The sequence below is a fragment of the Burkholderia cepacia genome, assembly GCF_001039005.1.
In the GTDB taxonomy this organism is placed as follows: domain Bacteria; phylum Pseudomonadota; class Gammaproteobacteria; order Burkholderiales; family Burkholderiaceae; genus Burkholderia; species Burkholderia theae.
Map to the genome: position 1 here is coordinate 1 of NZ_LDWR01000019.1, position 26,257 is coordinate 26,257.

The following is a 26,257-nucleotide window of genomic DNA, read 5'->3' on the forward strand; positions in this document are numbered from 1 at the left end:
GCCTGCGCGTCGGGCTGTTCGAGCGGCGCGACTGCGGCGCGCAGGCGAGCGGCGTGAACTACGGCGGCGTGCGCTGCCAGGGCCGCCCGGCCGAGCAATTGCCGCTCGCGCTGCGTGCGCGGCGCATCTGGGATCGCCTGCCCGAGCTGATCGGCATCGACGGCGAATTCGTCATGTCGGGCCACTTGCGGCTCGCGCGCAGCGACGCCGATCTCGACGCGCTCGACGCCTACGCTACGCTCGCCGGCGAGCACGGCTTGCCGCTGCAGGTGATGCGCGGCGACGCGTTCCGCCGTCGTTATCCGTGGCTCGGCCGCGCGGCGCTCGGCGGCTCGCTGTGTGAAACCGACGGACATGCGAACCCGCGCCTCGTGTCGCCCGCGTTCGCACGTGCTGCCCGCGCGGCCGGTGCGGACGTGTTCGAGCACACCAGCGTCGAAGACGTCCGCCACGACGGCACGCGCTTCCACTTTCTCGCGGGCGGCCGCGCATGCACCGCGACGTGGCTGATCAACTCGGCCGGCGCCTGGGCCAACACGATCGCCGAGCGGTTCGGCGAAGCCGTGCCGATGGAGCCGATCTATCCGAACATGTGGGTCACCGAACCACTGCCGCCGTTCATCACGCACAACCTCGGCGTGTACGGCGGCGGCGTGTACGCGCGGCAGGTGGCGCGCGGCAACTGCGTGATCGGCGGCGGGCGCGGCCGTGGCGACGGCGAATTCGGCCAGCCGTCGGTCGATACGACGCGCGCGGCGATGCGCGATGCGTGCGCACTGCTGCCCGCGTTGCGCGACGCGTTGCTGATCCGCACATGGAGCGGCGTCGAAGGCTGCACGCCCGACCACAACCCGATCATCGGCGCGAGCGGCACGACGCCGCGCCTGCTGCATGCGTTCGGTTTTTCCGGCGGCGGCTTCCTGCTCGCGCCGGGTGTCGGCGACGTGCTCGCCGATCTCGTCACGACCGGCGAAACCGCCACGCCCCTGACTGCCTTCTCGATCGGCCGCTTTGCCCCGCAAGCCGCGCCGGCCGCCCCCTTCCCCCAAGAGGAGACCTCTCGATGAAACTGCTCGGAACGATCGCGGCCGCAGCCGCACTCTGCATGGCCGGCGTCAGCGCGCCCGCGTGCGCGCAAACGAAGACGATCTACGTCGGCATGAACGGCGGCCCGATGGAAAAGGCCTATACGAGCCAGGTGCTGCCCGACTTCGAGAAGGCAAACAACGTGAAGGTCGTCGTCGTGCCCGGCACGTCGTCGGACGTGCTCGCGAAGCTGCTCGCGAACCGCAACAAGCCGCAGATTCACGTTGCGTTCCTCGACGACGGCGTGATGGCGCGCGCGGTCAGCCTCGGCGTGTGCCAGAAGCTCGACGATACGCCGGTGCTGAAGGAGCTGTATCCGTTCGCGCGGATGAAGGACGATGTCGGCGCGGGCGTGCAGCTCGGGATGACCGGCATCGCGTACAACAAGAAGCTGTTCGCGGAAAAGGGCTGGACGCCGCCGACGTCGTGGATGGATTTCGCCGATCCGAAATACAAGGGCAAGGTCGTGTTCCAGTCGGCGTCGAGCAGCACGTTCGGGCTGCACGGCTTCCTTGCGATCAACCGGCTGCTCGGCGGCAACGAGCAGAACGTCGAGCCCGGCTTCAGCAAGTGGGCAAGCACGGTCGGGCCGAACGTCGTCGAGTACATCCCGAACTCGGCGAAGATCTCCGAGATGGTGCAGACCGGCGAAGCCGGCCTGTTCCCGCTCACGCCGACCGGTGTCGGCGACCTGCAGGACAAGGGCATTCCGGTCGCGTATGCGAACCCGAAGGAAGGCCCCGTGCTGCTGCTCGTCGACCTGTGCGTGGTCGCGAACAATCCCGATCCGCAGCTGGCGCAAAAGCTCGCGCAGTTCCTGTTGTCCGCACCCGCGCAGACGAAGGCCGCCGAGGCCGGCAAGCAGATCCCGACCAACCGGCTCGCGAAGATGCCCGCGGCGATGCAGCAAAGCCTCGGCAATGTCGACGATCTCGTGCGCAAGGTGACGGTGGTCGACTGGACCGCGATCAACGCACGCCGCGCGCAGTGGGATACGCGCTGGAACCGGCAGATCGAGCGCTGATCCCGCACGGGTGCGGGCGCGGGTGCGTTACCGCAGCCGCTCGGCGAGCGCGCGCGCAACCATGTTCAGCGCGTCGCCGCGTTCGAGCGCGGCGCGCGGCCGGGCGGCGTCGCCGTGCGCATCGAGCGCACGCGGCGCGAAGTCCGGCGACGACGAGAACTTGACGATCGTCAGTGCGGTCTTCGGATCGACGAGGATCGACTGGCCGAAGCGCCCCGCCGCCGCGAACGAGCCGTCGCCGTCGTTCACCTGATACCAGTAGTCGCGATACGCATCACCGTCCTTGCCGGGCACGACGTTGCCCTTCGCGAACAGCGCCGCGTTGTGCGCGGGCTGCAGCGCCGCGCGGATCGTTGCGGCGGGCAGCGTGCCCGGCGCGCCGCCGAACCCGGTGCGCACGCGCTCCGCGAAGCGCGCGGCATCGCGCAACGTCGTGTACAGCCCGCCGCTCGCCATCGCCATCGCGTTGCGGTCCACGGCGACGTATGCATCGTCTTCCGCGAAATCGCGCCACAGCCACCGCTCGACCAGCGCGCTCCACGACTGCCCCGTCGCGCGCTGCATCGCCCACGCAACGGCTTCCGGCGAGCCGTTCTGGTAGAACCACAGGCTGCCCGGCGCCACGTCCGGCACACGCCGCACGGTCTGCAGGAACTCGACGATGCTGGCCGGCGCGCCTTCGCGGTGCGGCACCAGCCCGACGGCGCCGAACAGGCCGAGATCGGGCGGCACGCCCGGCGTATAGGCGGTGGGTACTTCCATGTCCAGGTTCTGCTGCAGCGTCGCGGTGCCGAACGGCGTATCGGCCAGTTCCGGCACCGTGCGCGACAGCGGCGCGCCCGCATCGAGCACACCGGATTCGATCATCTGCGCGGCCAGCAGGCCCGTCACCGATTTCGTCATCGACGCCCATGCGTGCGGCTGATCGGGCCGGAAACCGTCGAAATACCGCTCGTAGATGATCCGGCCGCGCTGCACGACGATGAAGCCGTCGGTATGGGTCGCGCGCAGGTATGCATCGAGCGTCAGCGTCTCGCCGCCGATCGTGACGGGCAGCGCGTCGAGACCGGGCGCCGGGTGCTCGGGGAGCGGCATCGGCGCGGCCGCATGCCGGATGCCGGCCGTCGGCGCGAGCAGCCGCGTGTTGCTCAGCGCCCAGCGCAGTCGCGCCGGAGTGAACGCATTCGCCTTGTTGACGGCCTGCTCGGCCGGCGGCGGAAAGCCCTGCATCACGCCCGGCGCGGCGACGTCGGTCGCGGCGGGCGCGGTCGCGGCGAGCGCGAGCCCGCCGGCGAGCACGAAGGTGCCGGCCAGCCGGCGGGTGCGCCGGGTCGCCGAAAAGCGTCGATGAATTCGCATCGGGTCATGCCTCGTAGTGAAAAGTGACCGGGCGACGTGCCCGGCAATCAGGGTTGCTGGCCGTCGATTCGCAACAGGTTCGACACCGACGCGACACCATCGACGCGCCGCGCGGCCGCCGCCGCGAGATTCACCTGGTTCGTATCCGTGACCGAGCCGGCCAGCGTCACGTTGCCGTCGCGCACCCGCACGAGGATGCGCGTCGCGTTCAGGTTTTTGGTGCGTGCGAGCGCCGTGCCGACGCGGCGTTGCAGCTTGCGGTCGGCTGCCTTGCGTTGTGCCGGCGACAGGCCGGCCGGCGCAGACGCCTGCGCAGATTCCTGCACGGGCGTCGATGACGGGGCCGCCGTGCTCGCGGCATCGGATTGCGCATGGGCGGCGACGGTGCAGCATGCAGCCATCAGCAGCCCCGCGGCAAGTCGGGATGAAGTACGCATGATCGAATCACACTCCGGAAAAACGGTTGAAGGAAACCTCAGAACTGCGTCATCAGGCCGATCGACACGCCGGTCGTCGCGCTCGCGCCGCGCCGCAGGTTCAGCGCCGCGATCGTCGCGGGGTCGCGCATGTAAGCGCCGGTCATCCCGTTGCGGTCGACTTCGACATACAGCTCGGTGCGCTTCGACAGGAAGTACTCGGCGATCGCATAGGTCGTCAGCTTGTGGCCGTCCGCGCCCGACGCGTTGCCGAGATTGCGCGCGCGGTCGTAGAACGCGGCCGCGCTCAACTGCACCGCCGGCAGCGGCTGCACGACGATGCCGAACGACGGGATGTCGTCACGCCGCGACGGCGCGCCGGCCTTGTTCGCGGTCACGTTCAGCGACGCATAGCTCAGGTAGAAGCGTGCGCGGCCGAGCTGCAGCGTGCCGCCCGCCTGGATCGTCTGCGCCGATTGCGAGCCGTCGGGGCTGTACGTCTTCGCGTACGACGCGCCGCCCATCAGGTCGGCCAGCGTATACATCGCGGCCGCCGAATAGTTGGTGCCCGCGCGCGATGCGCCCGCGACGCCGCCCGGCGAATAGCTCGCGCCGACACGCAACCCGCCCGCCTGCCCGAGATACTTGATCGTGTTGTTGAAACGCGAATCGAGCGTGAAGAAGTTGCCGTCGAACAACACGCCCGGCTCGACCGCGAGCGACTGCCCGCGCCCGCCGAGCGGATCGAGCGCGATGCCGAGATCCTCGGCCGCGTTGAACTGGCGGCCGAGCGTCACGCGGCCGAAATCGCCCGACAGGCCGACATACGCGGCCTGCGAGAACAGCGTGCCGGCTGTCTTCACCGCGCCGGTGCCGCTGTTGAACGCGCCATCGAGCACGAACAGCGCCTTCAGCCCGCCGCCGAGATCCTCCTTGCCGCGCAGGCCGAACTCGTTGCCCGCGATGATGTTGTTGTTGAAGCCGACCTGACTGCCGCCCGGCAAGCCGTTGACCCAGCGCACGCCGCCGCCGATCCGGCCGAACAGCGTCACGCTGGACTGCGCGTGCGCGGCCCCCGAAAGCGCGCCGATCAGCGCCGCTACCATCACCTTTCTCATGCGTCTCCTCCTTGTTGTCGAATCGTCTCTTTTCTTGCTTCCCTGCTAATCGATAAGGATTACTGCACTTCACGAATGCTCGTCTTTCCGGAACGGCCGATGCCGTGGCGTCAGCCGCGCGACTCGCGCATCGCGCCCGGCGTGTCGTGCGGCCGTTGCGCCAGACGGCGCAGCGATCGCTGCGGATCGAGGCACAGCACGCCGAGCGCGCCGCACAGCACAAGCACCACGCCGCATACGAGGCTCGCCTGCTCGAAACCACGTGCAGTCGACGCGCCGGCCGCCTCGATCAGCATGCCCGTCACGATCGGCGCGCCGAGGCCCGCGAGCGACGCGAAGCCGTTGCTGAGCGCGAGCACGCCGCCGCGCTGCGCGTCGGGCGTGACTTCGGCCAGCATCGCCGGGCCGATCGAATACATCGTCAGCGTCATCCCGCTGCCGAGCGTCAGCGCCGTGAGCTTCGCCGCGCGCGGCAAGTCCGGCAGCGCGAGCGCCGCCAGCAGCAGCCCCGCGATCGCCAGCGTCGTCGCGACGAACACGCCGCGCCCGTAGCGCGACGGCACGCCGCGCGCGAGCAGCACCTGCGACAGCCACGCCAGCGCGAGGCTGAGCGGCGAAGTCGTCGCGACGAACAGCGCGAACATCCGTCCCGCCGCATGCGGCTCGAAACCGAGCCCGAGCTGCAGATAGGCCGGCATCCACGTCAGGCTCATCGCCAGGATCCAGTTCGCCGCGAAATGCCCGAGGAAATTGCCGATCACCGTGCGATCGGTCAGCAGCAGCCCGTACGGCACGCGTTCGTCGCGCGCGATGCCAGCCGTGCCCGCGACGCGGCCGCCGCGCACGAGCGTGCCCTCCTCGCCGCATGCGGCCCATGCGACGCACCACAACGCCCCAAGCGCCGCGAGCAACGCGAAGTTCGCGCGCCAGCCCCAGTGCGTCGTCACGACCGGAATCGACAGGCCGGCGATCAGCATGCCAAGCGCGCTGCCCTGATGCAGCAGTGCGACCGGCAGGTTGCGCCGCGCATCCGGAAACCACTTGTACAGCGCATGCACGGCGACCGGAGACGCGGGCCCCTCGCCCGCGCCGAGCAGCACGCGGCACGCGATCACGACCCAGATCGACCCCGCGACCAGCATCGGCAACTGCAGCACCGACCACGCGGCCGCCATCCCGAACAGCAGCCACTTCGCCGGCCAACGGTTCGCGGCGATGCCGCCCGCGACGGCCGCGACCGCGAACAGCCAGTTGAGGCTGCCGCCGATCAGGCCGAACTGTGTCGGGCTCAGGTGCAGCTCGCGCATCATCGGCACCGACACGAGCCCGAGCGCCACCTTGTCGAGAAAATTCACCAGCATCATCAGCGCGAGCATGATCGCGATCGACCATGCCCGTGCCGGGCGGTATTGCGTGTCGCCTGTCGTCATCCGTGTCTCCGTGTTGTCTGTCAGGGCCGTCGTGCGCGGCCGCTACGCGTCGTGCTCGCCCAAGCCCGGCACGTGGTCGTCGCCGTCCGGCAGCCCCAGCGAGAACTTCACCGGAAAGCGCACGGCGAGCGCCCCGTCGATCTCGTGGGCGACGCCGCGCGCACGCACGTGCGGATCGGCGAACAACTCGTCCGGGTCCAGGAGCGGCGACACCGGCAGGTCGAACCCGCGCAGCGCGCGCATCCAGTCGTCCAGCGTGCGGCTCGCGAATACCGACTTCAGCAGCTCGCTGACTTCGCGCTTGTGCCGCTGCCGGCCGATGCGATGTACAAAACGCAGATCGCGCAGCGCGGGGAACGCGTCGCCGAGCGCATCGCCCAGCGTCATCCAGAACTTGTCCTCGAGGATGCCGAGCGCGAGATGGCGTCCGTCCGCCGTCTCGAACAGGTCGTTGTCGGGCATCACCCATGGCGCATCGGACGGCGCTGCGCGATGCGCGCGCGACGCCCATGCGGCGGGCGCCGTCCATGCGAGCGTCGCGTCGTGGATCGATACATCGAGGTGCTGGCCGCGGCCGTTCGCACGCGCGCTCGTCACGGCCACCGACAGCGCCAGCGCTGCATGCATCGCGGCCGCGTAGTCCGCGAGCCGCACGCGCGGCCGCCCGACCACGTCGTCGACCTGCGCCGGGACCGCCCAATAGCCGGCTTCCGCGAGGAAATTCAAATCGTGGCCGGGGCGTGCCGCGTTCGGGCCATCCTGCCCGTAGCCCGAAATCGAGCACATCACGATGCGCGGGTTGATGCGCGCGAGCGTGTCGTAGCCGATCCCGAGGCGCGCCATCACGCCGGGCCGGAAGCCTTCGACGACGGCGTCGGTGCGGCGCACGAGATCGAGAAAGCGGTCGCGATCCGCCGGCGCCTTCAGGTCGAGCGCGACCGACCGCTTGCCGCGGTTGAACTGCGCGAACACGGCGTCGCCGAGCAGGCGCGACGCGTCACCGGTGAGCGGCGGCTCGATCTTGACGACGTCGGCGCCGAGTTGCCGAAGCAGCGCGCACGCATGCGGGCCCGGCAGCAGTTGGCTCAGGTCCAGGATCGTCACGTCGTTCAGGCACGACCACGCGGGTTTCGCGTGCGGCTGCGCCGGTTCGTCGGCGCGCGGGTCATCGATCGTCATCGCTCACGCTCCCGCGCCGGCCGGTTCGAGAATCGCCTTCGCGATCGTGTTGCGCTGGATCTCGCTCGTGCCGGTCAGGATCCGGAACATCCGCAGCTTGCGGAAGGTCTGCTCGACCGGATGGCCGCGCGTCACGCCGACGTTGCCGTGAATCTGCACGGCCTTGTCCGCGACTTCGAAGCAGCGCTCCGACACGAACAGCTTGCACGCGGCGGCCGCCATCCGCAGGTCGGCGCCCGCGTCGGCGAGCATGGCCGTGTGCGCGATCATGCTCTCGCACGCCCACAGCGCGGCGGCCATGTCGGCGAGCATGTGCTGGATCGCCTGAAAGCGCGCGATCGGGCCGCCGAACTGCCGGCGCGTGCGCGCGTAGTCGAGCGATGCGCGGTAAGCCGACATCGCGAGGCCGAGCATCGTCGGGCAATGCAGCAGCCGGTTCACGTTGATCCGCGACATGCCGAGCTTGAAGCCGTTGCCGACGCCGCCGAACACGTTCTCGCGCGGCACGCGCACGTTGTCGAAACGGATGTCCGCATCGATGTGCTGGCCCGACATCGGCACGTATTCGTGCTCGACGGTGACGCCCGGCAGGTCGAGATCGACGAGCACCGCCGTGATCTGCGGCGGCGTCGCGGTCGCGTCGGTCACGCACATCACGATCGCGAAATCGGCGAACGGTGCGCCGCTGATGTAGTGCTTCGTGCCGTTGATCACGAGCGAGTCGCCGTCCTCGGTCGCGCTCGTGCTGATGCTCATCGCGTCCGAGCCCGAATGCGGTTCGGTCAGCGCGAAGCAGGTTGATTTCTCGCCGCGCATCACCGGCTTGAAATAGCGTTCGAGCTGCGCGGGCGTCGCGTACTTCAGCATGTTGCCGACGCGCGGCGGCCCGCCCAGTTCGCCGAGCACGTGCGGCGCAAGCGCCGCGCCCGATGCGGCGAGGTCGGCCTTCAGCGCGCAGGTCTCGACGATCGACAGGCCCTTGCCGCCGAGCGCGACGGGCAGGCTCGCGGTGTAGAAGCCGAGTTCGGACGAGCGTCGCCACACGCGGCGCAGCACGTCGCGCGGCCACACGGCTTCGGAGTCGAGCCGCAGCTCGCGCTCGATCGGGCGCAATTCGTCGTCGACGAAGCGCAGCACGGCCGCGCGCAGCGCGACGAATTCGGGGCGGTCCAGATGATCGAACATGGTGGTGTCTCCTTCAGTTGACGCGGCGCGCGACGCCGTGCCAGTACTGCTCGCGTACGAGCTTGCGGGCGATCTTGCCGCTGGCGTTCTTCGGCAACTCCGCGACGAAATCGACGGCGCGCGGCAGCTTGTAGTCGGCGAGCAGCGCGCGGCAATGCGCGACGAGATCGGCGGCCTGCGCGTCGCGGCCGGGCTTCAGCACGACGACGGCCTTCACGGCCTCACCCCACTTTTCGTCGGGCACGCCGACCACGCACGCTTCGAGCACGTCCGCGTGCCGATACAGCGTCGCCTCGACTTCCGTCGGGTACACGTTGAAACCGCCCGAAATGATCATGTCGTTCTTGCGGTCGACGAGGTAGATGAAGCCTTCGTCGTCGGTGCGCGCGAGATCGCCCGTATGCAGCCAGCCGTCGACCAGCACCTCGCGCGTCAACTCCGGCGCGTTCCAGTAACCCTGGAACACGTCCGCGCCGCGAATCACGATCTCGCCGATCGCGTCGCCTTCGACTTCGCGCCCGTTCGCGTCGACGACGCGCACCTCGGTCTCGCCGAGCGGCCGGCCGCACGACGCGAGTCGCGCATGATCGGACAGCAGCGCGGAGGCGTGGTCGGCGATGCCGAGACGCGTGACGCCCGACGTCGACTCGCTGGCGCCGTAACCCTGCGACAGCACCGGGCCGATGCGCGACCACGCCTCCTCGATGCGCGCCGGCGCCATCGGCGCCGCGCCGTAGCCCAGCACCTTCAGGCTGCGCAGGTCGGCGTGCACGAGGTCCGGCTCGTTCAGCACCATGTTGATCATCGCCGGCACCATGAACGCGTGCGTGATGCGCAACCGCGCCACGTCGGCGAGGAAGCGCGCGGGCTCGAACGCGTCGAACAGCACGAGCGTCGCGCCGCAGAACAGGTAAGGCTGCATCAGCATGCCCGACGCGTGCGTGATCGGCCCGATCAGCGCGAGCCGGTCGCCGGGCTGCGCGGGGCGATCCATGCCCAGCACGATCTTGCGCAGCGACGCGAGCCGGTTGCCGTAGCTCTGCATCGCGGCCTTGATGCGCCCCGTCGAGCCGGACGAGAAATGCAGCACCGCGAGATCGTCGATGGCCGGCGCGTAGTCGGGCGTCGCGCTGCTGCCCTGCGCGAGCAGCGTTTCGTAATCGAGGTAACCGTCGGTCGCGCCGTCGATCGATACGAATCGCTCCACCGACGCGAAGCCCGGCGAGTCCGGCGTGTAATGCGTATAACCGCGGCCGCCGATGAACGCGACGGGCGTGCAGTTGCCGACGACGTCGGCCGCCTCGGCCGCGGTGAAGCGCGGATTCAGCGCGGCCTTCACGAGGCCGGCCTTGTACAGCGCGCACTCGATCTCGACGAGCTCGATGGCGTTGCGGGCCTGCACGGCGATCCGCGCGCCGGGCGCGAAGCCCAGCCCGCGCAACGCGTTCGCGAGGCGCGTCGAACGCTCGTCGAGCTGGCGGTAGGTGACGGCGCGGTCGCGATGCAGCACGGCGGGCTGGTCGCCCCAGTAACGGGCCGCGCGCCGCAGGAAGTAGGCGAAGCTCAAGCGAATTCTCCTGGTCGAACGATGCCGCCAGTCTGTAAGATGCACGGGCATCACCACAATGCATCACTGGCTATAAAGTCATAACCCGTGGGAATCCCCTGATGGATACGCGCGACCTGGAATACCTGCTGGCCGTCGAACGGCACGGCAGCATCGGCAAGGCCGCCGACGCGTTGGGCCTGTCGCAGCCGGCGCTGACCAAAGCCATGCAGCGGCTGGAGACGCAGGTCGGCGTGACGCTGTTCGAGCGAACCGCGAGCGGCATGACGCCGACACCGGCCGGTGCGCGGTTCGTCGCGCGCGCGCAGCGGATCGCGCTCGAATTCGACGATGCGATGCAGGAGATGCGCGCGATCCGCGGCGGCGAGCAGGGTGTCGTGCGGATCGGCTACTCGCCGACCGTGCCGACCGCGCTGGTGCTCGGCGCGTGCCGGCAACTGATCGGCGAACGGCCGGCCGCGAAGCTGCGGCTGCGCTGCCGGCTCGCGCGCGAGCTGCTCGACCTGCTCGCGGCCGGCGAGCTCGATCTCGTCGTGGCGCCCGCGCCGACGCAGCCGGACGCGACGCTCGCGCGCGTCGAGCTGTTCAGCGACCGCCTGTCGGTACTCGCCGACGAAGCGCATCCGCTGCAGCGCAAGCGCGGCCTCACGCTCGCCGATCTCGTCGACCAGGAATGGCTGCTGCCCGAGACGACGCTGCCCGTGCGGCGCCAGATCGACGACGCATTCCGCGCGCGCGGCCTGGCCGGCCCGCGCCTGCGCGTCGAAACGGATTTCGGCAGCACGTCGCTGCTGCACCTGCTGCGCGGCACGCCGTTGCTGTGCGTCGGCGGAACCGAGGCGCTCGATCAACTCAACGGACTGCGCGCGCTCGACCTGCTGCCCGGCGAACTCGACCTCGGACGGCGCATCGCCGCGATGCATCGGGCGGGCGCGTACCTGCCGCCGCTGGTACAGCGCATCGTCGCGCTGCTGCAGGCGCGCGTGAAATAGCCGCGCGCCCCCGCCGCGACCATCATTTGCGGGAGTGATGACACTCCCCTTTTTCTGCGGATTTGACCGGGAAGGCGGTGCCGACAACACTAGCCCGCAGTGCCGCACAGACGGCGCGCGCCCGCCTCCCCCTTCAGAGTCCGCCATGTACCCGACCGACACCGTGCAATCCCCGAGCGCCGCCCGGCCGCTCGCAGACCGGCAACTGCGCCGGATCGTCATCGCCTCCGTCGCCGGCAACGCGATGGAGTGGTACGACTTTTTCGTGTACGGCACGGCCGCGGCGCTCGTGTTCGGCCACGTGTTCTTTCCGCCCGGCGCGTCGCCGCTCGCAGGCAGCCTCGCCGCGTTCGCGGCGTTCGCGCTCGGCTTCGTCGCGCGGCCGCTCGGCGGGGTCGTGTTCGGCCACGTCGGCGATCGCTGCGGGCGCAAGGCGTCGCTCGTGTGGACGCTGCTGATCATGGGCGCATCGACCTTCGCGATCGGCCTGCTGCCGACCTACGCGCAGGTCGGCCTGTGGGCGCCCGCTGCGCTCGTCGCGCTGCGCCTGCTGCAAGGCATCGCGTCCGGCGGCGAATGGGGCGGCGGCGTGCTGATGATCAGCGAGAACGCGCCGCCCGAGCAGCGCGGCTATTACGCCGCCTGGAGCCAGCTCGGCGTGGGCGGCGGCTTCGTGCTGTCGTCGGCCGCGTTTCTCGCCGCGCAGGCGCTGCCGGACGACGCGTTCCGCGCGTGGGGTTGGCGGCTGCCGTTCCTCGCGAGCATCGCCATCTTCGCGATCGGCATCTATATCCGCCGCCATCTGCCGGAAAGCCGCGACTTCGAGCAGGCGGGCAAGCGCGGCGCGCACACGCATCTGCCGATCGTCGAATGCCTGCGCCGCCACCCGAAGGAAATCCTGCTCGCGATGGGGCTGCGCGTGGCCGAGAACGGCGGCGCCTACATCTTCCTCGCGTTCTCGCTCGTCTACGGCAAATACGTCGGCATCCCGAACGGCGTGATGCTGACCGGCGTGATGATCGCGATGATCGTCGAGATGGGCGCGATGCTCGCGTGGGGCAGGCTGTCGGACCGGATCGGCCGCAAGCCCGTGTACCTGATCGGCGCGCTGAGCCTCGTCGCCTGCGCGTTCCCGTTCTTCTGGCTGCTCGACACGCGGGCAACGCCGCTCGTGTGGCTCGCGCTCACGGTCGGCACGGCCGTCAGCCACGGCGCGATGATCGGCACGCTGCCCGCGCTCGTCGGCGAGCTGTTCAGCACCGAGGTGCGCTACTCGGGCGTCGCGCTCGGCCATGAAGTCGCGTCGATCTTCGCGGGCGGGATGTCGCCGCTGATCGCGACCGCGCTGCTCGCGCGTTATCACGCGTCGTGGCCCGTCTCGCTGTTCCTCGTCGCGCTCGGCCTCGTCACGGTCGCCACGCTGTGCGTGATGCGCGAGACACGCACCACGCAGCCCGACGGTTCGCGCGGCGACGCGGCGTGAGCGCGCAACGCTCAGCGCCCGCCGGTACGCCGCGCGCCGTCGAACGCCGGCGCCAGTCCGAGGTGGTCGAGCAGCCACGCGAACTCGCCGAGCCGCTGCCGCATGTACGCGGGCACGTCGACCTCGGCATAGTCGTGGAAGCCAGCACCCGTGCGCACGCCGTCGCGCCCGGCCTCCATGTTGCGCACGACGCTGTCGGCCGGCGCGAAGCGCGGGCCGATCTCGCCGGCCAGGTACGTCGACGCGTAGTACAGGATGTCGCAACCGCCCCAGTCGATGAATTCGAGCAGCCCGAGTACCGCAAAGCGCGGGCCGAAACCGGTGCGGATCGCCGTATCGATGTCCTCGGCGCTCGCGACGCCCTCCTCGACCATCCGCGCGGCCTCGTTCATCGCGAGCGCCTGGATGCGCGGCACGATGTAGCCGGGCGCCGGCCCGCAGATCACCGGTTTCTTGCCGACCCGCACGAGCAGCGCGGCGAGTCGATCGACGACGGAGGGATCCGTCGCGTCGCTGCGGCTGATCTCGACGAGCGGCATCAGCAGCGCGGGGTTCAGCCAGTGCGCGTTCAGCATCCGTGCGGGATATACGACATGGCGCTGCAACTCGGTGACGACGAACGTCGACGTCGTCGACGCGATCGTTGCGCACGCATCGACGTGCGCGCAGAGCCAGCGCAGCGCGTCGGCCTTCGCGTCGAGCACTTCGGGCAGCGCCTCGAACACGACGTCGGCGTCGCGCACCGCTTCCGCCGCGCCGTCCCGCGCGACGAGCTCGATGCGTGCGACGACGGCATCGGCCTGCGCAGCATCGATGCGGCCGAGCGCGACCTGCGCGTGCAGCGGCCGTGCGATCTCGTCGCGCGTACGTGCGTCGAATGCACGCCATCCGGCCGCGTCGCGCGGCTTGAAGTCGACCAGCGTCACGTCGAGCCCCGCGAACGCGAACACAAGCGCGATGCCCTGCCCCATGCGTCCCGCACCGAGCACGTGCACGCGCGTCACATCGGCGGCCGCGATCATGCCTGGTACCCCGCGTCGAGCAGCGCGCGCATCGCGTCGTGCGACAGCGTCGCCAGCCCGAGCCGCTCCAGCGTGCGGCCTTCCGCATACAGGTCGCGCACCGCGACCGCGCTCGCGATGCTCAGCAGCCCCTGCGCGACGGGCGTCGGCACGTTGGCCCAGCGCCCGCACGACACGATGAGCGACAGCCCGAGCCGGGTGTCCTCGAGCATGTAGCGATGCGTGCGCAAATCGATCTTCTCGCGCCAGTCGCCGCTATCGGTCAGCTTGCCGTGCGCGCCACGCCCGTACATCCACTCGTCGCCGTCGGCCGCGTAGTGATCCGCGAGCGGGAAATGCGGCGCGCGATAGCCGAGCGCTTCGCGTACCGCAATGCGCTCGGCGTCGAGCGCGTTCGTCACGCGGCGGATCGCCGGTTGCGTGCCTTCGTTGTGGATGTCCCACGCGTCGAAGTGTTCGAGCGGCCCGGCGTTCATCAGGATCAGCGGCGGATGGATCACGGGCCCCGCGTTCATCAGCGCGCCGGACAACGCGTCCTCGACCGGCTCGACCGACGGATAACCCGCACGCAGCACGTCGAACGCCCAGCCGGCCGCATTCGCCGGAAACACGCCGGTCGGCAGGCGCGTCGCATACGCGCTGATCACGACCTCGTTGTCGCCATGCTTGCGCACCAGGTACGGCAGCGTGCCCGTCTCGGCGAACGCGACACGCGAACGATTGCCGGCGTCGGCCGCCGCACGCGCGAACACGACGCTGCCGAACGTGCCGGGCGGCAGGAACACGACCTGGCCGTCTGCCAGCAGCGGCGCGACCTGCGCGGCAAGCGCGTCGTGCGACGTGGCCGGCAGCGGCACCACGACGAGCCGCGCGCCGCGCAGCGCGGCCGCGAGATCGTCGGTCAGGCGAATCGCGCCGGGCGCGTCGCCGAGCGGAACCGGCCGCTTGCCGCGATAGTCGGTCACGTTCAATACGCCGAGCTCGCGCAGCCGCGCGTGCGGTTCGCGATCACGCCGCCACCATGTCACGTCGTGCCCCTTTTCGAGCAGGTCGATTACGGCCGCATGGCAGCCGTGGCCGCCGCCCAGTACACATACCTTCATCGTCGTCTCCGGTTGATCGAGTGTGATCGAGACTACGCGGCCGCCCCGGTCGCGTCGCTTCAAAACGCGCAACGGCACGCCCGTTCGCGCAACGCAATCGCGGCGCTGCGCATGCGCCGCCCGCGCATGCTGACGCGCCAACGCATCCGCTCCGAGGCCCACGAATGGATATCGCCCTTTCCCGCCATGCACCGAACCGGCTCGGCACGCTGCAGGCGCCCGACGAAGTCGAACGCGCGGTCGCGCACCGGCTCGGGCCGCACCGGATGGCTGCGCACGGCCGCGATCCGTTTCGCGCGGAGCTGTACGAGGTGCCGCTGCATCACGGCGCGCTGCTCGAACTCTGCTACGGCCGCGAAACGCGCATCGATTTCGGCGGCGACGCCGATCATTTCCTGTTCAGGCTGACGCTCGCCGGCGCATGCGAGCTGCAGGCCGGCGCCGCGGTCGCGCAGGCGGGCCCCGGCGAGCTGACCGTGTCGTCGCCCGCGCTCGCGAGCCGCCTGAGCACGAGCCCCGATTGCCGCAACCTCGTGCTGCGGCTCGAACGCGGCGCGCTCGAATGCAAGCTGCAGGACATGCTGCACGCGACGCTCACGCGGCCACTGCAGTTCGAACTCGCCACCGGCGGCACGGGCACGGGCGCCGCACTCATGCTGCCGACGTTCGAGTATCTGTGCCGGCTCGGCGCGCAGCCGGGCATCGGCACGGCGGCGACCACCTTCGGCGCCGATCTCACCGCGTGGCTGATGTCGCTGCTGCTCACGCACCTGCCGCATTCGTACAGCGACGCGCTCGCGCGCGGCACCCCACTGCTGCCGGCGCACGTGCGCCGCGCTTGCGACCACGTCGACGCACATCTCGGCGAACCGCTCGCGCTCGCCGCGCTGGCGGCCGTCGCAGGCGTCGCGCCGCGCACGCTGCAGCACGCGTTCCGCGCGTTCCTGCACACCACGCCGGCCGCCTACGTGCGCGAGCGCCGGCTCGCCGCCGTGCACGCGGCGCTGCAACGCGGCGACGCGCGCAGCGTGACCGACGTGCTGATCGCGCACGGCATCCACGGCTTTGGCCATTTCGCGAAGGCGTATGCGCGGCGTTATGGCCATGCGCCTTCCGTCACCGCGAGACAAACACGATGACGCACTCCGCCCCCGGCCGCCCCGCGGCCCCCGCCCGCGCCGAACCAGCAGCGCGCGACGGCGACGCGCACAACGGCCTGCGCGTGCAGGATCTCGATCTCAACTTGCTGAAGACGTTTCGCGCGGTCTACGAGGAGCGGCATGTCGGCCGCGCGGCGCTGCGGCTCGGCGTCACGCAGCCGTCCGTGAGCTACGCGCTCGGCCGGCTGCGGCTGATGTTCCGCGACGCGCTGTTCGTGCGCACCGGCACCGGCGTCGAGCCGACGCCGCGCGCGCAGCGGCTCGCGCTATCGGTCGACAAGGCGCTCGCGATCCTGCAGGACGTGCTCGACGAAGGCTCGCGCTTCGCGCCCGACAGCACGCAGCGCGTGTTCCGCCTGCACATGAGCGATTTCGCGGCGAGCGCGTTCCTGCCGACGATGCTCGCCGAATTCGACCGCCGCGCGCCGGGCGCGGTGATCGAGACGCTGCATGTCGACGAATGCCAGCTCAACGTCGCGCTCGAATCGGGGCGCATCGATTTCGCGCTCGGGCATTTCGCCGACGCGTCGAGCCACTTCCAGCGCACCGCGCTGCTGCACGAGCGCTGCGTGTTGTTGATGCCGCGCCGCACCGCGCAGCGCGTCGCGCTGCCCGACGATTTCGTGCTCGACGGCACGGCGCCCGACGCGCTGCGCTTCGTCGCGATCACGTCGCATCCGCAATCGATGCAGTTGCTGGAACGGCACGGGCTGATGCCGCGCGTGCGCGCGGCGCTGCCCGATTTCATGGTGGTGCCCGCGCTGCTGCACGACGGCGACTATGCGCTGATCCTGCCGGAGACCATCGCGATCACGTTCGCGGCGCGGCAACCGTGCACGCTGTACGAGATCGCCGACGCCGGCGAATGGGCCGTCAATGCGTACTGGCACCGGCGCTTCGATGCGGACCCCGGCCATCGCTGGCTGCGCGCGCTGCTGCTCGAACTGTTCAGCATCGGCCAGCAGGCGCCGTTCGACGCATGGCTCGCGCCGCAGCCGCCGGCCTGCGCATAACGACGCACGCCGGCGCGGGCCGGCCGGCGTGGCCGCGACGATCAGAACGACGTGAGGATGCCCGCGACGATCGAGCTGGCGGTCGCGCCGGGCTTCGCGACCGCGACGCCGCCGCCCGCCGCGCCGTTGACGACGAAGCGCGCATGCGCGCCGTTGCGCACCATCGCGGCGCCCGTGTACAGCACCGTGCGCTTCGACAGCGGATAGTCGAAGCGGATGCCGTACGAATCGGCGTTGCCTTCGCTGTCCGCGACCTTGCGGTAATGCCCGACGCTCAGCAGCAGCGACGCGCGCCCGATCGGCACCGTCGCGCTCAGTTCCATGATGTCGCTGTGCGGATAGGCACTCTGGCTGTCGATCGCGGTCGCAACGTCGGGCCCGCCGCGATGGCGCATATACAGCGCGGCGACCTTCACGACGTTGAAGTCGTACGAGATCGCGCCGACCGTGTAGTTCCCGTTCGCGGCCGGGCTCGTGTCGCCGAGCGCGGATGCGGCAACCGGGCTGAACTTCTGCTGCATATAGTCGACGTCGACCGACAGGCCGCCGCGCGCGTAGTTGACACCCGCGCCATACGTATCGCCCAGTGTCGCCGGTTGCCCGGCCGCGCCGTTGGTGCCGCGCGCGGCCATCGCGCGCAGCATGAAGCCCGCATAACGCGGCGACGTGTAGCGCATCGAGTTGCGCACGCGCAGGAATGCCGGCCCGACGAAGTTGTTGGTCGCATTGCCCCATGCGAGCCCCGCACCGAGGCCGGGCAGGCTGTACGTGACGAGCGTCGTGTGCACGATCGTGTAGAGCTCGCCGAACTGCACGCCGCCGAACGGCCCCGTGATGCCGACCCACGCTTCGCGGCCGAACAGCGCGCTGCTGTTCGACAACGCGCCGCTCGCCGCGTTGAAGCCGTCCTCGAGCTTGAAGATCGTCGCATAGCCGCCGCCGAGATCCTCGACACCCTTCAACCCCCATTGCGACGCGAACAGGTTGCCGCTGCCCATGCGCGTCACGTGGTTCGGTCCGGCGTTCGCGTATTCGATCGCGGTGTCGACGCGGCCGTAGAGCGTCACGCTCGATTGCGCGGCGGCGGGCAGCGCCGCGCTGGCGAGCAGCACGGCAAGCGGTACGGCAAGCCGGTCGGCCCGCCTGTTCGGATGGTTCATCTTCGTCGTCCCGTAGAAGTGCCGGCGCCTGTCGGCATCGCGCCGTCTGGTGTGAAGCGCGTTCGCCGCGAAGGGCCAACGCCGCCAATGAAAAACGGGCCGAGTCTAGGAACGACAATTTCGGACGTCGACGCAATGCGATCTATAACGCTTATAGACGTGCCGCATGAAGCGCGCGCGCCCCGCCACATGCGTGTTGCGCGACACCCTGCGCGCACAGCCTCGGTGTTTTCTTTATCCGGGTCGGTAAATGTCCGTGTGGCGCGGCTGTCACTCCGGCTATGGCGGCCGAATTTGGCCGACTACGCTGCGTCTCCGATCGTGTCACCCGCACGCTTTCGCGCCGCGCCGGCGCCCGGCTCGCAAGGCCGATGCCGCGCATCCCCACCGCCCGCTCCTGGAGAATCCGCATGTCCGCATCCACGGCCCGCGCTGCCGACGGCAAGCGCTATACGTACGAATGGTATGTCGTCGTCATCTGCATGCTCGCGTACGTCTTTTCGTTCGTCGACCGCCAGGTCCTCGTGCTGATGATCGAACCGATCAAGCGCGACCTGCACCTGTCCGATACGCAGTTCAGCCTGCTCAACGGCTTCGCGTTCTCGCTGTTCTACGCGGTGATGGGGCTCCCCGTCGCGTATCTCGCCGACCGCTACGCGCGTCCGCGGATCATCTCGATCGGCATCGCGCTGTGGAGCGTCGCGACCGCCGCATGCGGGCTCAGCCAGCATTTCGTGCAGATGTTCATCGCGCGCATGGGTGTCGGCGTCGGCGAGGCCACGCTGTCGCCCGGCGCGTATTCGATGCTGGCCGACTACTTCCCGAAGGAGAAGCTCGGGCGCGCGATCGCCGTGTATTCGCTCGGCTCGTTCATCGGCGGCGGCGTGGCGTTCCTGATCGGCGGCTACGTGATCGCGCTGCTCAAGCATGCGAGCGCGTTCACGCTGCCGGTCGTCGGGCAGGTGCATGCGTGGCAGGTCACGTTCCTGATCGTCGGGTTGCCGGGGCTCTTCGTCGCGCTGCTGTTCGCCGCGACCGTGCGCGACCCGCAGCGCAAGGGGCTCGCGCAGGATCGCTCGGGCGCCGTGCGGCGCGTGTCGATGCGCGATTCGCTGCGCTTCGTCGGCACGCACCGCGCGACCTTCACGTGCCACTACCTCGGCTTCTCGTTCTACGCGATGACGCTGTACTGCCTCCTGAGCTGGACGCCCGCGTTCTATATCCGCCGCTTCGGGATGACGGCCGTCGAAGCCGGCTACACGCTCGGCATCGTGCTGCTGGTCGCGAACACCGCCGGCGTGTTCTGCGGCGGCTGGCTCAACGACTGGCTGCTGCTGCGCGGCCGCAACGATGCGCCGATGCGCGCCGGCGCGATCGGCGCCGCATGCATGGTGATCCCCGCGACGCTGTTCACGCAGCTCGACTCCGTGCCGGCGTCGCTCGCGATGCTCGTCGTCGCGATGTTCTTCGCGTCGTTCCCGATGCCGACGTCGACCGCCGCGATGCAGACGCTCGCGCCGAACCAGATGCGCGCGCAGATCTCCGCGCTGTTCCTGCTCGTGTCGAACCTGATCGCGCTCGGGATCGGCACGACCGTCGTCGCGCTGTTCACCGATCGCGTGTTCGGCGCGCCGGCGGCGGTCGGCCATTCGATGTCGATCGTCAACGTCGCGGCGGCCACGCTCGCCGCGCTGCTGCTCGCCGCCGGGTGCCGGCACTATCGCCGCAGCCTCGACCGCGAACGCGGTCATGCATCGGCAGCGGCACCGCAGACGGCCGATGCCGGCGACGCGGTCGCCGCACGCTGACCCCAACCGGCCGCCCAACCATTATCAATTCGACTGATTCAGGCATCGTTTTTTTATCGATTTGATTTATGCGATGCCCGTCCCTATTCTCGATCGCATGACGGCGCGGTGTCTGCCGCGCCGCGTTCCCCTTACCCCACGGAATTTCCCATGCAAGCGAACCGCCACCAGGTCCGGATCGACGCGCTGATCGACGCGGCGCAGGACATTCGCTGCTTCCGGGTTTCGCGCGTGGACGGCCAGCCGTTCGACGCGTACGAACCGGGCGCCCATATCGACGTCACCGCACCGTCCGGCATCACGCGGCAATACTCGCTGTGCGGCAACCCCGACGAGCGCGGCACCTACCTGTTCGCGGTGAAGAAGGAAGCGCAGTCGCGCGGCGGCTCGCGTTCGCTGCACGACGACGTGACGGTTGGCGCCGAACTGTCGATCGGCGCGCCGCGCAACCTGTTTCGTCTGACGAATGCCGCGAGCGAGCACGTGCTGATCGCGGCCGGTATCGGCATCACGCCGCTGCTGTCGATGGCGTATGCGCTGCACCGGCGCGACGCGCGCTACCGGCTGCATTATTTCGCACGCAGCCGCGAACATGCGGCATTCGTCGACGACCTGTCGGCCGAACCGTTTGCGTCGCACGTGACGTTCCACTACGGCGTCGAGCCCGACGCGCTCGCGGCCGAACTCGGCCGCTGCGTCGCGTCGGTCGATGCGCATGCCCACGTCTATACATGCGGCCCAGGGCCGTTCATGGATGCGGTGGTCACGGCCGCCGCGACGCGCGTTCCCGATGCGTCGATCCATCTCGAACGCTTCGCGGCGGACCCGGCCGCCGCCGATACGAATGCGAATTCCAATGCCGATGCCGGCCCGGCCGACGGCTTCGAAGTGCGGCTGCAGCGCAGCGGACAATCGGTGCGCGTCACGCCCGACACGTCGATCGTCGATGCGCTCGCGCGGATCGGCATCGAGGTCGATACGTCATGCGGCGAAGGCCTGTGCGGCACCTGCATGGTGCCCGTCATCGACGGCGAGCCCGATCATCGCGACCACTGCCTCAGCAAGGCCGAGCGCGCGAGCAACACGGTGATCTGCTGCTGCGTGTCGCGCGCGCGCTCGGCGGTGCTCGTCCTCGATCTCTGACACGCGCACACGGCCCGGCCGTCACGCGTCGTCGAAACGCTCGACGATCTCGGCCAGCAGCGCGCGCATCCACGCGTTGCCCTCGTCCTCATGGAAGTGCTCGTGCCAGTGCATCGTCACCGGCGCGGGCGGCAGCGTCACCGGCAGGTCGTAAAGCCGGAACGCGTTGTCACGGTTCAGGATCTGCGCGAGCCGCTTCGGCAGCGTCGCATAGAGATCCGTGACCGACAGCACGCTCGGCAGCGCGACGAAGTGCGGCACTTCGAGCGCGATGTTGCGGCCCACGCCCTGCGCACGCAACGCGTCGTCGAGCGCGTGATGGCTGTGCTCGACCGATTTGACGTTGACGTGCGCGGCGCGCACGAACTGGTCGAGACTCAGCGCGGCGCCGGCCGGCAAGCCGCGCCGGCGGCCCGTCATGCAAACGTAGGTTTCCTCGAACAGCACGTGATGGCGCGTGCGCGGCATCAGTTCCGGCAGGTTGCCGATCGCGAAATCCAGCCGGCTCGCGCGCAGCGCTTCCTCGATCTCCTCCACCGGCATCGGCTGCACGCTCAGCGTCGCGCGCGGCGCCCGCTCGCGCAGCGCCTGGCAGATCGCCGGCAGGTACGCCATCTCGCCCGCGTCCGACAACGACAGCCGGAACGTGCGCGTGCTGGTCGCCGCGTCGAAGCGCTCCGCATAACGCAGCGCCACGCGCACCATGTCGAGCGCCTTGCCGACGATGCCCGCAAGCTCGAGCGCAACCGGCGTCGGCTGCATGCCCGAGCGCGTGCGCACGAACAGCGGATCGTCGAACAGCGTGCGCAACCGGCCGAGCGAATAGCTGACGGCCGGCTGCGACAGCGCGAGCCGCTCGCCGGCCTTCGTCAGGCTGCGTTCCTCGACGATCGCCTGGAACACGCGCAACAGGTTCAGATCGAGATGATCGACCGACGCCATCGTGACCTCCATCATTTGCCGTATTTATTGACTCGCTAATTTTAGATCAATTTGACGGATATGTAGCGGAAGACGAGACTGGTCTCTCGATACCGCGCCCCGCGCGGCCCGTTTTCGCGACTCCTTCCCCACGACAACGATGAGCGACATTCCCTACCAGACGATCGACACCCGTGCGCTGCACGGCCTCGCGCAGCCCGACCGCATCGCGCCCGCGATGTATCACGACCCCGCGCTGTTCGAAGCCGAGCTCGACCGCATCTTCTACCGCACCTGGATCTGGGTCGCGCACGAGAGCGAACTGCCGCAACCCGGCGACTTCATCACGACGACGATCGGCCGCCAGCCGGTGATCGTCGTGCGCGACAAGACCGGCGACATCAACGTGCTGCAGAACCGCTGCCGCCATCGCGGCGCGACCGTGTGCGAATCGCACAAGGGCAACGCGAAGGGCTTCACGTGCCCGTATCACAGCTGGTCGTATGCGCTCGACGGCACGCTGCGCGCGCTGCCGTACGGCGACGGTTACGAAGGCGTGTGCGAGAAAGGCGACCTGCCGCTCGTGAAGCTGCGCGTCGGCGTGTACCAGGGGCTGATCTTCGCGAGCTTCAACGACGACATCGAACCGCTCGAGGATTTCCTCGGCGGCGCGAAGCCGTGGATCGACCTGTTCATGAAGCAGGGCGCCGGCTACCCGATCAAGGCGAACGGCGAGCACAAGTTCAAGTTCAAGGGCAACTGGAAGATCCAGCTCGAGAACACCACCGACCTCTATCACTTCCCGGTCGTGCACAAGTCGTGGATGAAGTCAATCGACGACGAGACGGCCGCCGCGATCACGAGCTTCATGACGAGCGAGGCCGCGTTCTGCCGCGCGCTCGGCAACGGCCACAGCCTCGCGGTGCTGATGCCCGAGCTGATCGACCTCGACGAAGACGACGGCGCGCCGCTGCCCGAGCGCTTCGCGCCGCTCGCCGAGAAGCTCGCCGAACGCCACGCGCCGGACGAAGTACGCCGCATCGTGCGCTCGCTGATGGGCGTCGGCTTCAACCTGAACCTGTTCCCGAACCTCGCGCTGTCGATGGCGTTTTTCCGCGTGCTGCGGCCGATCTCCGCGAACGAAACCGAGATCCGCCACGTCGCGCTCGCAATGGACGGCGGCCCCGACGAGGCGAACCGCGAGCGGCTGCGCATCCACGAGCATTTCCAGGGCCCGTTCGGTTTCGGCAGCCCCGACGATGCGGAAGCGTGGGAGCGCGTGCAGCGCGGCGCGCATGCGGGCCCCGACGTGCCGATCCTCGTGAATCGCGGGCTGAACCGCGAGACGACCGCCGCGAACGGCGAAAAGACCGCGCATGCGACCGACGAGACCGGCATGCGCGAGGCCTACCAGCAATGGCGCAAGATGATGGAGCAACAATGATGGACGACCGCAACGCCCTTTTCTCGCAGCAGACCTTCGCCCGCGCGGTCGAATTCGTGTGGCGCGAAGCCGAGATGCTCGACCGCCGCGACTATCGCGTGTGGCTCGACCTGTGGGATCCGGCCGGCCACTACGTGGTGCCGATCGATCCCGACGCGACCGACTTCGCGGCCACGCTGAACTACGTGTTCGACGACCAGGACATGCGCGAGAAGCGCGTGCAGCGGATGGTGTCCGGTTATTCGGCATCGGCGACCGACGCGGCGCGCACGGTGCGCACCGTGTCGCGCTTCACACTCGAAAGCGGCAGCGCCGATACCGTCGAGCTGAAATCCGCGCAGGTCGTCGTCGCGTACAAGCGCGGCGTCGCGACGCTGTTCGCGGCCGACGTCACGCACAAGCTGCACGTCGACGCCGAGGGCGAGATGCGGATCGCCGAGAAAGTCGTGCGCCTGATCGACTCGACCGAAGCACTCAGCGCGATCGGCTTCCTGCTGTAAGCCGTGGCCGGTTCGCCGCCGAAAACGCAACGGTGAACCGGCAACCTTCACCTTTCCGGACGACCATGCCCACACTCGAAGTTTTCCTGCCGGCCGGCCATGACGACGCGCGCAAGGCCGAACTGATCGCACGATTGAGCAGCGCGACCGTCGATGCGATCGGCGCGCCGATCGAATCCGTGCGCGTGCTGCTCACCGAATTGCCCGCGACGCACATCGGCCTCGGCGGCCGCACTGCGGCGGACGGCGCGCCGCCGTCGCTGCCGGTGATCGTCGCGATCCTGATCGCCGGGCGCACCGACGCGCAGAAGCGCGCGCTGATCGCCGCGTTGTCCGATGCCGGTGCGAACGTGCTCGACGCGCCGCTGCAGGCAACGCGTGTGATCATCAAGGACATTCCGAACACGGACTTCGGCATCGGCGGGCAAACCGCGCGGGCGCTGGGGCGCTGATGATGTGCGGGGCGTCGTTACGCCGGTCGTCGTTATACGTGCTCACCGGCGAGCGGCAGCGTCACCCGGCAATCGAGGCCGCCGCCATCGGCCGGACTCGCGCCGATCCGGCCGCCATGACGCGTCACGATGCTTTTGCACAGCGACAGCCCGATCCCGTTGCCGCCGGCCTTCGACGACGAGAAGCCGTCGAACAGCCGGTCGTGCGCACCTTCCGCGATGCCCGGGCCGTTGTCGATCGCGCGCAGCTCGGCGTGCCCGGCCACGTTCGCGGTGCCGAGCGTCAGCGTGCGCGGCATGCGTTCGCAGCCGGCGAACGCCTCGATCGCGTTGAACGCGAGATTCAGGATCACCTGCCCGATCAGTACGCGTTCGCAGCGGATCGGCAGCGGTGCATCGGCCTGCACGATCTCGACCGTCACGCCGGCCTCCTTCGCGCGCAGCTCGATGAAATACGCGACGTCCGCCAGGATGTCGCGCAGGTCGGCGATCGCGGCGACCGTGTCGCGCCTCACGATGAATTCGCGCACGCTCTTGATGATCAGCGCCGCATGCTCGGCCTGCCGGTCCGCGCTGCGCAGCCCCCAGATTGCGTCGTCGACGGCGCCGCGCCCGTTCAACCGCTGCACCGCGCCCTCGATGAAGTTGCGCACGGCCGCGAGCGGCTGGCTCAGTTCGTGCGCGATCACGGTTGCCATCTCGCCCATCGCGTTGTAGCGGCCCGCGTATTCGAGCATGCGCGCCTCGGCGCGCCGCGCGTCCTCGATCGCGACTTCGTCGCTGACGTCGCGGAACTGCACGAGCAGCCCGTCGAGATCGCCTTCGATCTCGACCTGCCGGCACGTGATGCGCAGCCAGCACGTCGAGCCGTCGCGCCGCACGATCCGGTAGCGCTGCGGCTCGGACGGGCACGTCGACGGCGCATCGCGCAACTGCGCGACGAGCCGGTCGCGATCGGCCTCGGTGCAGTAGTCGAGCACCTCGCCGAGCGCTTCGTCCGGCGCGAGCCCGAGTACGCGGCGCCCCGACTCGCTGATGAACTGCGCGCCACCGTGCGGCGACACGACCGCGACGCCTTCGTCGAGATCCTGCATGAACTCGCGCAGCCGCGCCTCGTAACGACGCAGTTGCTGGCGAATCGCCTCCTCCGCGCTGATGTCGCGGAACTGCACCATCACGACATCGTGCCCGCGCAGCGGCACATAGGTGGCGATCGCCTCCGACAGCATGTCGACGCCCGTGCGCGACCGGTAGCACCACTCGTACACCTGCGGCCCGTCGACCATCGCGCGGTCCATCGCGCCCACGCCGATCTCGCGCCGGTACTTCGGTTCGGGGCGCGTCATGTCCGGTGCCTTCAGCGGCAGCAGTTCCTCGACGGAAAAGCCGAGCGCGATGCACGCGGCGCGATTCGCCCACACGATCGCCTTGGTCTGCGCGTCGTGCAGCAGCACGCAGGTGGTCAGCGCGTCGAGCAGCCGGTGGAAATCGTCTTCGTCGGGAAAACTCATGATCGGATTCGGAGGAAGGCGCGCAGTGTCGCGCGGCCGGAAACCCAACATAGCACCGGCGCGCGCCGCCCGCATCTGAAGATTTCTTTAGGCCGGCACGGATCGTCACCAGTCGCGCGGCCCAACGCACCAATTGCTGCGGGTTTTCGGCGTTTCTAGACTGGCTGCATCGTCGTGCCGC

General features: G+C 69.4%; 23 protein-coding genes. 11 read left to right on the plus strand and 12 right to left on the minus strand.

Annotated elements, in window-relative coordinates; translation table 11 throughout:
• Window positions 1-1,067, plus strand: a 1,067-nt coding sequence (locus VL15_RS11900) for an NAD(P)/FAD-dependent oxidoreductase (protein WP_048245706.1), incomplete at its 5' end; no start/stop codon positions are given.
• Window positions 1,064-2,110, plus strand: coding sequence for an ABC transporter substrate-binding protein (locus VL15_RS11905; RefSeq protein WP_048245707.1), 1,047 nt, complete (start codon window positions 1,064-1,066; stop codon window positions 2,108-2,110). The genes VL15_RS11900 and VL15_RS11905, both read left to right, overlap by 4 nt.
• A 27-nt stretch (window positions 2,111-2,137) precedes the next feature.
• On the opposite strand, the gene VL15_RS11910 is transcribed toward VL15_RS11905, so the two are convergent.
• From VL15_RS11910 to VL15_RS11940, 7 genes are all read right to left on the minus strand, one after another.
• A complete protein-coding gene (locus tag VL15_RS11910) occupies window positions 2,138-3,469 on the minus strand; it encodes a serine hydrolase domain-containing protein (protein WP_048245708.1) in 1,332 nt (443 codons plus the stop codon).
• A gap of 47 nt (window positions 3,470-3,516) precedes the next feature.
• Window positions 3,517-3,906, minus strand: a complete 390-nt coding sequence (locus VL15_RS11915; RefSeq protein WP_048245709.1) for a BON domain-containing protein — start codon at window positions 3,904-3,906, stop codon at window positions 3,517-3,519.
• Window positions 3,907-3,944: 38 nt separating this feature from the next.
• Entirely contained in the window at window positions 3,945-5,003 is a 1,059-nt protein-coding gene (locus tag VL15_RS11920; protein ID WP_048245710.1) for a porin, read from the minus strand.
• A gap of 110 nt (window positions 5,004-5,113) precedes the next feature.
• The gene (locus VL15_RS11925) at window positions 5,114-6,433 is read right to left on the minus strand and encodes an MFS transporter (RefSeq protein ID WP_048245711.1); all 1,320 of its coding nucleotides are present in this window, start codon (window positions 6,431-6,433) and stop codon (window positions 5,114-5,116) included.
• Between the two features lie 42 nt (window positions 6,434-6,475).
• Window positions 6,476-7,612: a CaiB/BaiF CoA transferase family protein gene (locus VL15_RS11930; protein ID WP_048245712.1), complete on the minus strand. Its 1,137-nt coding sequence runs from the start codon at window positions 7,610-7,612 to the stop codon at window positions 6,476-6,478.
• A 3-nt stretch (window positions 7,613-7,615) separates the two neighbouring features.
• Entirely contained in the window at window positions 7,616-8,797 is a 1,182-nt protein-coding gene (locus tag VL15_RS11935; RefSeq protein WP_048245713.1) for an acyl-CoA dehydrogenase family protein, read from the minus strand.
• A 13-nt stretch (window positions 8,798-8,810) separates the two neighbouring features.
• A complete protein-coding gene (locus tag VL15_RS11940) occupies window positions 8,811-10,364 on the minus strand; it encodes an AMP-binding protein (protein ID WP_048245715.1) in 1,554 nt (517 codons plus the stop codon).
• 101 nt (window positions 10,365-10,465) lie between these two features.
• On the opposite strand from VL15_RS11940, the gene VL15_RS11945 reads away from it, so the two are divergent.
• Window positions 10,466-11,356: a LysR family transcriptional regulator gene (locus VL15_RS11945; RefSeq protein WP_048245716.1), complete on the plus strand. Its 891-nt coding sequence runs from the start codon at window positions 10,466-10,468 to the stop codon at window positions 11,354-11,356.
• A 145-nt stretch (window positions 11,357-11,501) separates the two neighbouring features.
• Window positions 11,502-12,839: an MFS transporter gene (locus VL15_RS11950; protein ID WP_048245717.1), complete on the plus strand. Its 1,338-nt coding sequence runs from the start codon at window positions 11,502-11,504 to the stop codon at window positions 12,837-12,839.
• Between the two features lie 11 nt (window positions 12,840-12,850).
• Here VL15_RS11950 and VL15_RS11955 read toward each other — a convergent pair whose 3' ends face one another.
• Together VL15_RS11955 and VL15_RS11960 are read right to left on the minus strand one after the other, a co-directional pair.
• Window positions 12,851-13,861 (minus strand): 3-hydroxybutyryl-CoA dehydrogenase, encoded by a 1,011-nt coding sequence (locus tag VL15_RS11955; protein ID WP_048245719.1) that lies wholly within the window; start codon window positions 13,859-13,861, stop codon window positions 12,851-12,853.
• Window positions 13,858-14,964: an NAD/NADP octopine/nopaline dehydrogenase family protein gene (locus VL15_RS11960; protein ID WP_048245770.1), complete on the minus strand. Its 1,107-nt coding sequence runs from the start codon at window positions 14,962-14,964 to the stop codon at window positions 13,858-13,860. The genes VL15_RS11955 and VL15_RS11960 overlap by 4 nt, the downstream gene beginning before the upstream one ends.
• A 164-nt stretch (window positions 14,965-15,128) precedes the next feature.
• Between VL15_RS11960 and VL15_RS11965 the strand changes: the two genes are divergently transcribed.
• Together VL15_RS11965 and VL15_RS11970 are read left to right on the plus strand one after the other, a co-directional pair.
• On the plus strand, window positions 15,129-16,103 hold the full coding sequence (locus VL15_RS11965; RefSeq protein ID WP_048245720.1) for an AraC family transcriptional regulator: 975 nt from the start codon (window positions 15,129-15,131) through the stop codon (window positions 16,101-16,103).
• The gene (locus VL15_RS11970) at window positions 16,100-17,137 is read left to right on the plus strand and encodes a LysR family transcriptional regulator (protein ID WP_048245721.1); all 1,038 of its coding nucleotides are present in this window, start codon (window positions 16,100-16,102) and stop codon (window positions 17,135-17,137) included. Before VL15_RS11965 ends, VL15_RS11970 begins: the two co-directional genes overlap by 4 nt.
• Window positions 17,138-17,178: 41 nt before the next feature.
• Here the strand turns inward: VL15_RS11970 and VL15_RS11975 are convergent, their stop codons facing one another.
• Complete coding sequence (locus VL15_RS11975; protein ID WP_048245723.1) at window positions 17,179-18,297, minus strand: porin; 1,119 nt, start codon at window positions 18,295-18,297, stop codon at window positions 17,179-17,181.
• A gap of 410 nt (window positions 18,298-18,707) precedes the next feature.
• Between VL15_RS11975 and VL15_RS11980 the strand changes: the two genes are divergently transcribed.
• Together VL15_RS11980 and VL15_RS11985 are read left to right on the plus strand one after the other, a co-directional pair.
• Window positions 18,708-20,105: a spinster family MFS transporter gene (locus tag VL15_RS11980; RefSeq protein WP_048245724.1), complete on the plus strand. Its 1,398-nt coding sequence runs from the start codon at window positions 18,708-18,710 to the stop codon at window positions 20,103-20,105.
• Window positions 20,106-20,255: 150 nt separating this feature from the next.
• Window positions 20,256-21,248, plus strand: coding sequence for a PDR/VanB family oxidoreductase (locus tag VL15_RS11985; RefSeq protein ID WP_048245725.1), 993 nt, complete (start codon window positions 20,256-20,258; stop codon window positions 21,246-21,248).
• A gap of 21 nt (window positions 21,249-21,269) precedes the next feature.
• Here the strand turns inward: VL15_RS11985 and VL15_RS11990 are convergent, their stop codons facing one another.
• A complete protein-coding gene (locus VL15_RS11990; protein WP_048245771.1) occupies window positions 21,270-22,190 on the minus strand; it encodes a LysR family transcriptional regulator in 921 nt (306 codons plus the stop codon).
• Between the two features lie 139 nt (window positions 22,191-22,329).
• Here VL15_RS11990 and VL15_RS11995 point away from each other — a divergent pair, with 139 nt between their 5' ends.
• The 3 genes from VL15_RS11995 (at window position 22,330) to VL15_RS12005 (ending at window position 24,565) form a co-directional block, all read left to right on the plus strand.
• Window positions 22,330-23,613 (plus strand): aromatic ring-hydroxylating oxygenase subunit alpha, encoded by a 1,284-nt coding sequence (locus tag VL15_RS11995; protein ID WP_048245726.1) that lies wholly within the window; start codon window positions 22,330-22,332, stop codon window positions 23,611-23,613.
• Window positions 23,610-24,113, plus strand: a complete 504-nt coding sequence (locus VL15_RS12000; RefSeq protein ID WP_048245727.1) for an aromatic-ring-hydroxylating dioxygenase subunit beta — start codon at window positions 23,610-23,612, stop codon at window positions 24,111-24,113. The genes VL15_RS11995 and VL15_RS12000 overlap by 4 nt, the downstream gene beginning before the upstream one ends.
• Before the next feature lie 65 nt (window positions 24,114-24,178).
• Entirely contained in the window at window positions 24,179-24,565 is a 387-nt protein-coding gene (locus VL15_RS12005) for a tautomerase family protein (protein ID WP_048245728.1), read from the plus strand.
• A 32-nt stretch (window positions 24,566-24,597) separates the two neighbouring features.
• Here VL15_RS12005 and VL15_RS12010 read toward each other — a convergent pair whose 3' ends face one another.
• Window positions 24,598-26,151, minus strand: a complete 1,554-nt coding sequence (locus tag VL15_RS12010; RefSeq protein WP_048245729.1) for a sensor histidine kinase — start codon at window positions 26,149-26,151, stop codon at window positions 24,598-24,600.
• Window positions 26,152-26,257 lie beyond the last annotated feature (106 nt).